The following is a 13,122-nucleotide window of genomic DNA, read 5'->3' as shown; positions in this document are numbered from 1 at the left end:
CAAAAGCTCTTGTTTTTATCCTCAAGCTCAGCTCTCCTTTGCTCGATTTCTTCACGTTTTTGGGCGATTTCTGCTTGTGCCTCGGGAGTTTCCAAAGTGCATTGTGACTTGTGAAATTCTACTAGCATATCAACGATTTTTGGGTCTAATTCGTTGACATAATCAGGATTTGACCATTTCGGCACGTTGCTTGCAGGTGCTTGCTTTTTGCCGCCTTTTTTGGACGTTTTGGCTTGTTGTTCAGCTTTCTGACTATAGTTGGCCTCGTGGAATTTTCGTGCATCAACCTTGATATTATGCGTTTTGTAATGAATTAAAAATTCGTTAGTCTTTTCTAAAATTCAGATCTTTCAAACTCTGCACACTGGCATTAATCACCGCGCCGACAATCAAAATCTTAGCAATGAGAATAAACCAGAACATCATAACCACCACGACGACGGAACTGAAAAAGCGGACGTCTACTAGGTGATTGACATAATTGTTGACATAGACTGAAAAGATGTTGAGCAGTAAGGCCAGAGTCAACAAGACAAAGGCACTACCTGGCAACACATAGCGAATTCGTCGGACCGTAACATTAGGCAGGAAATAATAAAGCATGACCAAGATAGCGAAAATCAAGGTATAGATCAAGGGGCCTGTTAGGTCTTGCAGATAATCAAAGATAGGACTATCCGATTTCCAGTGATTCTTGATAAGGTTGAGAAGCATACGACCAAAGACACTGAGAAACAGAGCTAAGGCGAAGAGAATCTGCAAGCCAAAACTGACAAACAAACTCATGAGCTGACGGGAAATCATTCCACGATTTTTAGCAACTCCGTAGGCTTTATTAAAAGCTTTCTGTAGGAAATTCATGGATTTTGAAAAGGTCCATAGGGCTGACAAAACCGCAAAACTCAATAAACCCGTTGAAGGTTGGGTCAACACTTCTGTGATAATCTTTGCCACCACATCATACATAGTATCCGGTAAAAATTCATTGACAACCTTTAAAAAATTGGAAACTGGAATCTGAAAATAGGGGAGGATATTGACCACCACCAAAAGCAATGGAAAAATCGAAATCAACCAATAGTAGGCTACTGCGACACTGGTAAACTCACTATCTGATACTTGATAATAATGCAAAAATGCTTTTAATAAAGGCTTATCTATCAGCTCTTTCCACCACTTCTTCATGTCATACTCCTTTATTTACAATCTTGATTAATTTCTTCTTACCAATTCCACCATATCATAAGGCAGGGTATTGGCAGCTTCCTTCAAGGAATAGTTCTCTAAGTTATTCACATTTTGTCGTAACTTCTTGGCATACTTGGTTGTAATCAATCGTTTCTCTTCATATTCGAAAATCAACTTGCGCTCCAGATAATAGCCTCTCAGCATTTCATCGATATTGTTGGGTTTGACACGATTGATAACCCGTTCGACAAAAGCACCACTGGTAATAATAGCTGTTTCTCGGAGACGAGAATCCTGCATGAAGCTGATTAAAGAACTCTTATAAACTCCTTTTAGGTTCTCCAAACTTTCGATAATCATCTCTGTATTTTCTAGATAGAGCTCTGCAATTTGGTCATAGTCAAGGGCTCTGAGTTTCTTAGATTCTTCATTTTTCCAACTGCGGAAGGTCTTGCCTAAGGTAAAGACTTCGTGAAGGAGAAAACGTAAAATCCGCAAGGAAACAAGGAAATAATAGGTCAATCGTGAAGCAAACTTGCGATTGATGCTTTGTTCCATGTTTTTCAGATAACGTTGGTAGACTCGATAGGCACGCTCACTCATCTTGCCTTCTTCGTAGGCTTGTTCTAAACCATCACTTTCAATACTGAGGATGAGAAGTTTCAAGGCCTCCCAGTCTTCTTGCTCACCCTTATTTTCTTGGCTCAGGATAAGATTTTCAATACGTCCATGATAATTGTCAATAGCCGCATAGAGGGGAAGTTTATTTCTGGTCCCTTCCAACTCTTTTTCTAACTCTAGCGTTACTTCATTCAAAATAGCAATATGCATGAGATAATTCTTGCTTTCTTCCTGTTCATCCGAAAGATGAGGCAGGATTAAGAGACCTGTTAAAAAGCTTACCAGCGTCACACCTGCAACGAGGAAAAGTAAGAGAGGATACTCCTGCTCTAGATTACTTGGTATCAAAAGAATCGTAGCAATCGACACGGTTCCCTTAACACCTGAGAAGGTCAGGAGAAGCATATCCTTTATATACTTATTTAGCTTTTTCTTGAGTCGTCTAGTCCTATAGGCAAAATAGCCATAGATCATGACAAAACGAATGGCAAAGAGGACAAAGGTAAGGGCTAAAAGAGATACTAGTAAGAGTAGAGGATTATAGATTGGATTGGTCAAGATAGGTTCTGCTATCATTTCCAACTCCATCCCTAAAATCACAAAGACAGAACCGTTGAGCATAAAGTTCACTGTATGCCAGACCGTCTCAGTCACCGTATCCACTTGGGCTTCAAGGAGAGTAATTTTCTTAAAACGGCTTGCCTTTAAAATCCCAGCAACCACCACGGCAATAATTCCTGAAACATGGACTTCTTCTGCCAGGAAGAAGGTCACCAGAGGCAAACTCAATTCTAATAAAAGTTCGCTGGCAATATCCGTTGCTCGCACACTCAGCAAGAAGGTATGGAGGAAACGGTTGGTCATAGCTGTTAAAAAGCCAACTAAAAAACCGCCTAGGATTGAAAAGATAAGCGAACTACTAGCTTGCCCAAGGGAAAAGGCTCCTGTTGTCCAAGCTGTCAAGGCTACCTGAAAGGCCACCAAACCAGAAGCATCATTCAAGAGTCCTTCACCCTTAAGGATATTGGACACGCGCTTAGGAAAGCTAAAGCGCTCCGAAAGAGAAGCAAAAGCCACCAAGTCCGTAGGCCCAAGGGCTGCCCCAACAGCCAAGCAAGCCACCAAGGGAAGGCTAAGCCAAAGAAGATGGGCCAAGCCACCCAAACTCAGAGTCGAGATAAAAATCACTGGAAATATGAGATAAACAATAATTCGCCAGTGTTTTAAAATAGCTGTAATATCCGCTTCTTCCGACTCTCGGAAAAGCAAGGGCCCGATAACCAGGGCCAAAAACAACTCCGTATTGAGGTGAAAGTCGGTATTAGGTAAAAAGAGACCAATCACAGTTCCCAAAAGAATTTGCACCAAAGGGAGAGGCAAAAAGGGCAGAAGCTTATTGGTTGTACTTGAGACAATCAAGACCAGTAAAAATAGGATTAGGTAAATCAGTAATTCCACGCACTTCCTCCTTAGTCTTTTTTACAACAGAATTCAAATATCTCCTTCTGCTCTTTGATTTTTTGGTCAATCTTGGAACAATCTTTGTGCTCAATTTTTCTCTGGCACCGTTCCATTTCAAGAGCAACTAATTTTTTCTTGATTTTAAGCATTTTTTTGCTCATATGCGCTTGATCTAACACCCCCACCGCTCGTTCGTGGTGGGTTGATTCAACAAAATTCTGGCGCATGGCATCCAGCTTTTCACGTAGATATTGTTTATCCATGTCTATATCTTTCTAATTTTTCAATCATCACTAAAAATGGTGGGTTGTTAACTTGATTCAGGGTTCGATAAATGGTAGCTGTGTACTCTTGTTGGTTCAACTGGCTAACAAAATCCAAGACAGCATCTTTCTCGATGTCTCCTCCTTCATGACCATAGTAAATCATAATGGCAATTCGTCCACCTTTGACAAGTAAACCACACAGCTTTTCTAATGCTTCAATAGTTGTCTGAGGTCGGGTGATGACAGACTTATCAGCTGACGGCAGATAGCCCAGATTAAAAATCCCTGCCTTGGCTTCTGTCACAAACTGGTCCAGTGTCTCATGACCTTGCAAGATTAACTGGGCATTTGTCATTCCAGCCTGGTCCAAACGCTCTTGCGTCTTTTCCAAGGCTTGCTCCTGAATATCAAAGGCATAGACTTGCTTGGCTAGCTTGGCTAGAAATAGAGTATCATGCCCATTTCCCATGGTCGCATCCACTACGGTATCGTCCTGAGTTACAACCTCATCTAAAAAATCATGTGCCATCTCAAGTGGTCTTTTCATTATTAAACTCCTGTTTTACAGCCTTGCATCCTTGAACGCTTCCACGACGTCGCATCTCCGTCTCAATACTGTTGAGAACTTCCCATTTATTGAGGCTCCACATAGGACCAATCAGCATATCCCTAGGTGCATCTCCTGTGATTCGATGGATAACAATATGCTTGGGAATGATTTCCAGTTGGTCGCAGATGACCTTGACATATTCGTCCTGACTCATCAGTTGCAAACGTCCCTCGTGGTAATCTCGTTGCATACGCGTATTGGTCATCAGGTGAAGCAAGTGCAGTTTAATTCCTTGAATATCGTTATCCGTGACACAGCGGCGGACATTTTCAACCATCATCTCATGGGTTTCACCAGGAAGTCCATTGATCAGATGGGAGACAATCTCAATTTTGGGATACTTTCTCAAACGCTTGACCGTTTCCACGTACAATTCATAAGAGTGGGCACGGTTAATCAAATCAGAAGTTGTTTCAAAAGTAGTCTGCAAGCCCAATTCAACCGTCACATGCATGCGCTCCGACAATTCAGCCAAATATTCAATGGTTTCGTCTGGTAAACAGTCAGGGCGTGTTCCGATATTAATTCCCACTACACCTGGCTCGTTGATAGCCTGCTCATAGCGTTCCCGAATCACTTCCACCTTTTCATGGGTATTGGTAAAATTTTGAAAATAAACCAGATACTTCTGCACGTCTGGCCACTTGCGATGCATAAAGTCAATTTCCTTATAAAATTGCTCACGGATAGGCGCATCCGGTGCTACGATAGCATCTCCAGAACCTGAAACCGTACAAAAAGTACAGCCTCCATGAGCTACAGTTCCATCACGATTGGGACAGTCAAATCCCGCATCAATAGGGACTTTAAAGGTCTTTTCTCCAAAAAGTTTTCGATAATAATCATTCAAGGTATTATAAGATTTCATAACCTTCATTATAACAAAAAACACCCACAATCTCAAAAGCCTGACTTTCCTATAAATTCCTCTATTTCTCGTTTCCATTAGCCATTTTTTATGATACAATATGGATATGATTTTAATGAAATTAGCATCTATTTTATTATTGATACTGACCTTAGTAGTCTGCATCATCCTAACCAAACTGTTTAGATTAAAAAAACTAGGACGAAACTTTGCGGATTTAGCTTTTCCGGTCTTGGTATTTGAGTATTACTTGATTACAGCTAAGACCTTTACCCATAATTTTCTCCCTAGACTAGGCCTAGCCCTCTCAGTCCTAGCCATTATTCTCGTTTTTTTCTTCCTTTTGAAAAAACGCAGCTTTTACTATCCTAAATTCATCAAATTCTTCTGGCGTGCAGGATTCTTATTAACCCTGATCATGTATATCGAGATGATTGTTGAATTGTTCTTAATAAAATAGTCAAATCCCTAGAAAGTTGAGGCCTAGGGATTTTTACTTTCTCTACAAAATAGGATAGACAATAACACTATACAATTTTATACAAAGAAAATCCCTTAGAAACTTATATTCCAAGGGATTTATCTTCTATCTAGGACAAGAACTTCTCTCTAATCTTTAACGATAAAGACGGTATCAAAATTTCTAATCTTCTTTTTTACCTTTAGTGGCTACTAATCCTGCACTCAAACCTAGAAGAGCTAAACCTGCTGCGACTGCTGCCTGTTCTGCCTCTGTTCCAGTGTTTGGCAAGTGGTTCTTTTCATCTTGCTGGGCTTCAACTGAACGTGAGCTCACTTGTTTTACATCCGTTTTCTCAGTTGCTACTTGTTGTTTTGTAGTTTCTTGAGATTCTGGTTTTTGAACATCTTGATCTTGTAGAACAGACTTGCTAGCTTCCTGAGGAGCTGGTTTAAGATTTTCTTGAGAAGCTGATTTTGTATCCTTTATAGCTGTACCAACCTCTACAATACGGTCCTGAGCTATAACTTTATCATAGCTTTCTTTCTCAGTCCGCTTGCCATTTTCTACTTCAATCAAGTGAATACGGAGACCTTGTCTTCCTTCTTGGAGGATACGAGTTTCACCTAGATATAACTTGTCAGACTTACGCTCCTGGATTTGGAAGCCGACTGCCTCTTCCTCAACTATAAGCTCTGGTCTGTTGAAAACTAGAGTATTGAATTCGTCCTCTGGAAGAGCGGTTCCTAGTTTAGTTCCGACAACAACAATACGGTTTGTTGGAGTTTGAACTATTTCACGGAATTTTTCTTCCTTACTTCCGTCAGGATTGATAGAGATAAGAATTCGTTCCTTACCAACTTGTCCTTCTTGTTCTAAACGAGTTTCACCAAGATAAAGCCTTGAATCTTTTTTCTCAATTGTCTTGTAGGCCAAATCTTGTTCAAGAGCTTCTAATTTTGGTAAATCCTCCTGTACTGCAGCAACTGTCTTCTCAGAAACTGGTTTCTCCTTAGTCAACTGGACACGGTATTCCTTGACTTGTTTTCCACTCTCTGAAACTAGGCGAACAAGTACTGGAAGGCTATCCTCTCCACTATCTACAACTGTTGAAACTACTTGATTGTTTTCTTCAACTGAGACTTTTGGACGTTGACCTTTATAGGTGATTTGATAGTCTTGACGATTTTCAACGAAATCTGGAAGATCTTTTCCATCCACAAGAATCTTTGATTGAGTGCTATCTTGAGGCAATTCGCTCGGTGCAAGGAAGGTCATTTCAATCATCGCAACACCACTCTTGTCTGACTTACGATCCATGCGCCATCTCATAGCTTTGGCTTTGACAGCTTTAAATGTTACATTGATTTCATCTCCAGCTTCAATGTCTTTATTCGCACGATAAGGAACAGCAGCCCAATTTTCCGGATTATTAAATGGATGATCTGCTTCATAAGCTTGGTAGTTTGAATAGTAGGTTGGCACTTCAAAGTCTGGACCAATATAGCGTTCCAAAACGAGTTTAGATGGTGCATCTGTACCACTATCTGCAAAGAACTGGAGTTTGGCTTGTGCAACAGTCCGTTCTACAATCTTACCATTTTCACGGAAGATGACGCCTGCTGATGCTTCTGTATTAGTAGATGGTCTTGCAGACCAGTTTGTCCAACGACGATTTTCTGAGTGATCACCGTCATTGAGATAGTCAACACGGTCATGGGAACTGTTGTCAATATCGTTGGTTGCTGAAGCAAAGGCCTGATTCCCATTTTCATCATAATCAGGGTTATCTGAGAGAGCCTCACCTAGTTTGTCTGTCACTCGTACAGAGAATTCAGCTATAAGATTACTACCAAGGACACGACCTTGAACAGTAAATTGACCTGCTTTTGTGACATTTTCTGCTGGAACTTCTTCCCATTCCACTGCCAAGTCTTTTATCTCATAGCCGTCCTTACCTGTGAAATAAACAGGAACCTTAGTTGGTAACTCAAGCGATTGACCTACTTGTAACAAGCGAGCTTGTTTAAACGCAACAACTGGTTTACGAGAGAGCAAGTCTTTATCGTTTGTGAAGTGTAGGCGGTATTCTCCTAGGATGTCTCCATTTTCTGCTTTCGCGATGACACGGACTGGTTCACCTTCACGAACACTGGGAACGATTGTAGCAAGACCATTGTTGCTAACACTTGCTGTTACTGCAGGAACTTTTCCATCTCCAGACTCAAGATAGTAGTCTGCCAAATCAGGATTGAAGTTTACTAAGTCTTTGCCGTCAACTTGGATTCTTGTCTTTCCTTGTTTGGCTGGCGCAACTTGTTTGGCAAAGATTTGTACTTCTGTGATAGAAGTTCCTCGCTTATTATCTGCTTTAACCATGCGAATGCGAACTGCATAAGTTTCAACTTTATCAAAGCTAAAGTGATTCATTTCTCCAGCCTTGAGTTGAGCTGGTGCTTTTAGATTGGTAACTGGTTTCCAGTTAGCAGGATCATTAAAGGCATGATTTTCACCGCCTACAAAGCTAGGATTTTTAGGAGCTGTCGGAACCTTTTGGCCAACATAATACTCAATCACATAAGACTTAGGAGCACCGACTCCGTGGTCTTCGTGGAATCCAACACTTAGATTATCAACGGAACGTTTGCTCAAGATACCTGAATCTCCAAACAGAACACCGACTGAAGCTTCTGGATTACTACGATTCCAGTTTGTCCAACGGTTGGCTGGTCGGTCATTAAAGGAAATCAATTTATCGTTGACATTTGAAACAGGGTCGGTTGGATTCGAGTCTGAAGCAAAGGCAAGTGGCAATTCTGAACCTGTCCATTGGTCAGAAATATTTGCTCCTTGCTCTGTTTGAGCAGATACGCGAACATGAAGTTTAGTTGTTAATTGAGTACCTTCTAAGCGACCATTAACTGTAAAGACACCTTCCTTGGCGTATTGCTCTGGACGAATCGCATCCCATGCAACCTTAGCTGATGAAACGTGACCATTTGAATCATATGTACGAACGCTTTCTGGTAATTGTGGCGCTTCTGCGATCGGTGTTGTCACACTGACTTCTTCAACCGAAACGATGCCTTCTACAGAGACTTTGGCACGCGCCTCAAGATCAATCCCTTCAACTTCACCTAACACCTCAAAGGTTTGATAGTGGTCTAGTTTTTCTTTTGGAATAGCTTGCCAAGTTACTTTGTGAGCTTTAGGGAAACCTTTGTCATACTCAACAGTTACTGTTGACGGAAGAGTAGGTTCTTGGTGTAAATCTGTCACTACATTTACAGGACGGATAGATTTCGCAATCTTCTTCTCAGTATTGGCTTGAATAGTGAGATTAACCTGGCCTTCAGCACCCTCATATACAGCTTTGAGAGCGACTACTCCTGGTCTATGAAGTTCAAGCATTCCCTTACGGACTGCAACTTCCCCTTCACCACTTGTAGAGAAGGTCACCTTATCAGCTGGTAGAATTGCTTGTGTTCCGTCTTGATAGTGAGCAAGAACAGACAATTTCACTGTTTGATCTTCTTTAAGGCCGTCAGCTTGCTCCACCTGCAAGCTCAAATGGTCAATTTTTGGTGCTTCTTCTAGGAATTGGATTGCATAGGTTTGAAGTGGGGCACCATCTTTTGACTGAACAAAGATACTTGCGCGCATACCGTTTGCTGCACTTGCTTGAAGGACTGTAACATCAGCATTTTCAGCACTTGCTGAGACTTCTGGCAATTTTGATCCATAAGCTAGAGTACGATATTGCATTGGATGGTGACTAGTAAGCCCTGTCACAGCTTCACCACCAACAGTTACAGTTGGCACTGCAGGTGCTGCAACATTTCCTTCTTCTACCACAAGGGTTGCATGAATAGTTTCTCCAGCTAACTGACCAGTCATTTGAATACGTGATCCTGGGACTGAAAGTTTGGCTTTATCTGCTTCTGCAATCTCCCAGCTATCTACTTCATACTCTTGTACACTTCCATCGGTTACAAGTATTGACACATATTTATCTACAGTGTTCAAGTTAGCTCCAGGAGCAACACGTTTAACTGTTGGTAGTTCTTTCGCAATTGCTAGAACCTCGACACGCGCCTCTACCTCACGTCCATTTGCTGTACCTTTAGCAGTCACAACTCCTGCTTGACTAACATCAACTTGAGACCAGGTTGCTGGATGTTTCTCACGACTACCATCACTGTATACAAATGCTACCGTCTTCGGCATTTTTGGATCTTTACCTAGCAATGTACGAACTTTTGCTACTTCTGTACCCAAAACAGTCTTTTCTTGTCCTTCTTTTTTACCAGTAAAGACAGTCACTTGATCCGATTTCAAGAGATCAGAATGGGCAGTAAGAGTAAATTTTCCTGCTTGCTCAGTCGATTTGACAATGACAACACCTTTACCGTTAAAGACTCTGCGAATCCAAGAACCATCTGCTTGTGCTTTATAGCGTTCACGGCTGGCTTGTTCACCATTATCGACACCGACAAGTTGACCTTGTCCATGCAATTGGAAACGAACCAGATTATTGGCAGTTGGGACTATATTCCCTTGACTGTCAACGATTTCGTAGTAGATGTAAGTCAAATCTTTACCATCTGCCGCAATTGCCTGCTCTTCTTTGATGAGACGAACAGCTGCTGGTTTGCCAGCAGTTGTGATCTTGTCTCGAGCAATTTCCTTGCCAGATTCATCACGAGCTATTGCTTCCAAGGTACCTGGTTGATAGGCAACTTTCCATTCAAGATACAATTCATCAGTATTAGCACCTTCTTGGTAAGTTCGCCCATCACTGGTTTGTTTTTTAGTGAAGGTCTTCTGTCCCAGTGATTCACCGTTCAACAATAACTCCACACTTGCAGCGTTAGAGTAGGCACGAACTGGAATTTTACCATCTGCATCAGCTACATTATCTTTTAGAGCTGAGTCCTCCCAGTTCCAGTGGGGAAGTAGGTGAACCATCGGTTTTTTCTGAGCAGATACCCATTGGCTCTGGTAAAGATAGAAATCATTTTTTGGAATACCAGCTGTATCTACAATACCAAAATAAGAACTTTTGACTGGTGTTTGATTTTGGTTGTGCCATGGCGTAGGTTCACCAATATAGTCAGTACCGGTCCAGATAAACTGTCCAGCATAACCAGCATTGTCCCGGTCAAAAGTCCATGAAGCTGTTGCTGTTTTACCCCAACCAACACGATCATTTCCATAATCAGACTGCTCATAGTTACGATAGTCTTGATTACTGTGTACCAATTCACGCTCTGGACGATAATAACTTCCACGAGTACGAGTAGCTGAAGAGGTCTCTGAACCATAAATCAACCAATTTGGATGTTTAGCACGAAGTTTCTTGTAATTATCTTCAGAGTAGTTGAATCCAACCGCATCTAGTTCATCAGCAATTTTCTCATGTCCACCACTACCATTACCAAAACGGAACTTATCTGCTCCCATAGTCACATAACGAGTCTTATCAACGTCCTTGATTACTTTAACCAAACGTTTTACAGTTGCTAGAGAGTGGGCATCACCATTAGCTTCTCCAATCTCATTTCCGATAGACCACATAAAGACAGCTGGGTTATTTTTGTCTCTTTCTACCATGGTACGTAGATCATAATCTGACCATTTTTCCCCTTTTTTAGCTTCAGGGTGTGTTGCATCTTTTTCAAAGAAACGACCATAGTCGTATGGTTTCTTACCTCCATACCAAGTGTCAAAAGCTTCTTCCTGAACCAATAAACCAAGTTCAGCTGCAATCTGTAGTGTTTGAGGACTTGCTGGATTGTGGGTTGTACGAATTGAATTCACTCCCATCTCCTTCATCTGTTTCAGACGACGATATTCAGCCTTGTAGTTTTCTTCTGCTCCTAGTGCTCCGTGATCATGGTGCAAGGAAACTCCATGGAACTTGATGTGTTCACCGTTCAAAGAGAATCCTTGGTCTGGAGTCCAGTTATAGTAACGATAACCAAATAAATCTTTCTTTGCATCTACAAGCTGACCATCTTTGTAAATACGAGTTACCATCTCATATAAAGCAGGTTTATCGGACGACACTGTCCACAATTTAGGTTTTTCAACTTCTAATGCTGAATCCAAATGAATTGTTTCCTTAGCTTTTAGAGTTTTACTCTCAGTTCGAACAAGTTCTGTAACTGCCTGACCACCTCGTTCAAAAATTTGATACTCCGCTACAATTTCATGGTCTTTATTGTCTGTATTAACAATTTTACTGCTTACTTGGGTTTCAACCTTACCATTTTGTTGGTGTTCAAGTTTTGGAGTTAAAATAGTTGTTCCATTTTTTGCAACATGAATCTTGTCTGTTACCTGCAATGTCACATCTCGATAGATGCCACTTCCTGAATACCAACGACTACTTGGCTGTTTGTTTACTGCATGAACAGAAATAACATTTTCTCTTCCATCCTTATAAAGATAATTGGTAATGTCGTATGAAAATTGATTGTAACCATTTGGATAGTGTCCAACAAGTTGGCCATTGACGAATACTTGTGAATCCATGTAAACTCCATCAAAGGTCACACGGACATCCTTATTTAAATCTTTTTCGTCTAACTTAAAAGTTTTACGATACCATCCATCTCCACCATTCAGTTGTCCTCCTTCATTTTGAGATGGTGAATCATGATCAAAATCAAAATGAATACTCCAATCATGAGGAAGATCCATTTTTTTCCAAGAAGATATATCTGCATCTGGTTTAACAGCTTCTTTAGCATTGGCATTTAGTTTAAAGTGCCAATTTTGATTGAAAGAAAGGTTTCTATCTTCAATTAACTTATCAACAACTTCATTTGTAGCAGATTTGAATTCCTTCTTATCTTTTGAAACAGCAGGATCTTGTGATTCCGCTTTATTTGTTTCTTCAGATTTGTGTTTTTCCTCAGATTTATTTCTTTCCTCAGATACTTTCGTTTCTTCTATCATACTTTTCACTTCAGTCTTACCTTCTTCTAAAGAAAATTCTTTATTATCAGCAACTGTAGCTGGGGAGTGATCTTCATGAGCCTGGTCAGAAACACCTACAATATCTGCATTATCCTTAAGAGATATATTATCCATTTGTTCACTTGCTTTTTCTGAAGCTATCACTTCAGATGTATATTCACTCTCTCCTTGATTTTCAGAATCATCATTCTGCTTACTTATTGAAATTAGTTCATTAGTATTTTCATTCGCATGGGCAACAGAAGCTAGGCTAAAACTTGATCCTAACAATAGCACACAACTTCCTATGAGCACTGAGCAAGCACCGACTGAAAATTTTCGAATACTATAAACTCTCTTTTTGTTCCAATTACCTTTTTGCATGGAATCCCCCTTTTTAGTAACCGCTTTCATTTTCTCTAAAAGCAAGCTCCTTATTATAATTATCTTATAATACAATTTTATAAACAATAAAAAATTTGTCAACCTTATACAAATAAAAACAATATTTTTGATTGTTTTTTATAAAAATTAGAGAATTTTTTAAAACAAAAAATATTCTTTCCATCTTAAAATAAAATGAAAAGAGTATGCTAGAAATATTCTTTTTGACTCAAAACACTCTTTTTAACAGAATTAAAAATACAAAAAGAGCAAACGAATATTTCAGCTATTTCCTGATTTC

7 protein-coding genes are annotated in these 13,122 nt (G+C 40.3%); 1 reads left to right on the top strand and 6 read right to left on the bottom strand.

The genetic code is table 11. The features are described from left to right. Positions 1 to 324: 324 nt before the first annotated feature. Genes AXK38_03325 through AXK38_03305 form a run of 5 tightly spaced genes read right to left on the bottom strand, consistent with a single transcriptional unit; the run spans position 325 to position 5,023 of the window. A complete protein-coding gene (locus AXK38_03325) occupies positions 325 to 1,185 on the bottom strand; it encodes a ribonuclease BN (protein ID AMH88339.1) in 861 nt (286 codons plus the stop codon). 27 nt (positions 1,186 to 1,212) lie between these two features. After that, complete coding sequence (locus AXK38_03320) at positions 1,213 to 3,267, bottom strand: sodium:proton antiporter (protein ID AMH88338.1); 2,055 nt, start codon at positions 3,265 to 3,267, stop codon at positions 1,213 to 1,215. 11 nt (positions 3,268 to 3,278) lie between these two features. Beyond that, positions 3,279 to 3,533: a hypothetical protein gene (locus tag AXK38_03315; GenBank protein ID AMH88337.1), complete on the bottom strand. Its 255-nt coding sequence runs from the start codon at positions 3,531 to 3,533 to the stop codon at positions 3,279 to 3,281. Then, on the bottom strand, positions 3,526 to 4,083 hold the full coding sequence (locus AXK38_03310; protein ID AMH88336.1) for an SAM-dependent methyltransferase: 558 nt from the start codon (positions 4,081 to 4,083) through the stop codon (positions 3,526 to 3,528). The genes AXK38_03315 and AXK38_03310 overlap by 8 nt, the downstream gene beginning before the upstream one ends. Then, complete coding sequence (locus tag AXK38_03305; protein AMH88335.1) at positions 4,067 to 5,023, bottom strand: radical SAM protein; 957 nt, start codon at positions 5,021 to 5,023, stop codon at positions 4,067 to 4,069. The genes AXK38_03310 and AXK38_03305 overlap by 17 nt, the downstream gene beginning before the upstream one ends. Positions 5,024 to 5,114: 91 nt before the next feature. On the opposite strand from AXK38_03305, the gene AXK38_03300 reads away from it, so the two are divergent. Further along, complete coding sequence (locus tag AXK38_03300; protein ID AMH88334.1) at positions 5,115 to 5,474, top strand: hypothetical protein; 360 nt, start codon at positions 5,115 to 5,117, stop codon at positions 5,472 to 5,474. A 183-nt stretch (positions 5,475 to 5,657) separates the two neighbouring features. Here the strand turns inward: AXK38_03300 and AXK38_03295 are convergent, their stop codons facing one another. Further along, positions 5,658 to 12,821: a beta-galactosidase gene (locus tag AXK38_03295; protein ID AMH88333.1), complete on the bottom strand. Its 7,164-nt coding sequence runs from the start codon at positions 12,819 to 12,821 to the stop codon at positions 5,658 to 5,660. Positions 12,822 to 13,122 lie beyond the last annotated feature (301 nt).

The organism is Streptococcus mitis (assembly GCA_001560895.1).
GTDB lineage: Bacteria > Bacillota > Bacilli > Lactobacillales > Streptococcaceae > Streptococcus > Streptococcus mitis_Q.
This window is presented reverse-complemented; position numbering and strand designations above follow the sequence as displayed.

Excerpts from the sequence above, each read along its gene's own strand:
- AXK38_03325 (AMH88339.1), bottom strand. The coding sequence starts at position 1,185 with ATGAAGAAGTGGTGGAAAGAGCTGATAGATAAGCCTTTATTAAAAGCA.
- AXK38_03315 (AMH88337.1), bottom strand. The coding sequence starts at position 3,533 with ATGGATAAACAATATCTACGTGAAAAGCTGGATGCCATGCGCCAGAAT.
- AXK38_03310 (AMH88336.1), bottom strand. The coding sequence starts at position 4,083 with ATGAAAAGACCACTTGAGATGGCACATGATTTTTTAGATGAGGTTGTA.
- AXK38_03305 (AMH88335.1), bottom strand. The coding sequence starts at position 5,023 with ATGAAGGTTATGAAATCTTATAATACCTTGAATGATTATTATCGAAAA.
- AXK38_03300 (AMH88334.1), top strand. The coding sequence starts at position 5,115 with ATGGATATGATTTTAATGAAATTAGCATCTATTTTATTATTGATACTG.
- AXK38_03295 (AMH88333.1), bottom strand. The coding sequence starts at position 12,821 with ATGCAAAAAGGTAATTGGAACAAAAAGAGAGTTTATAGTATTCGAAAA.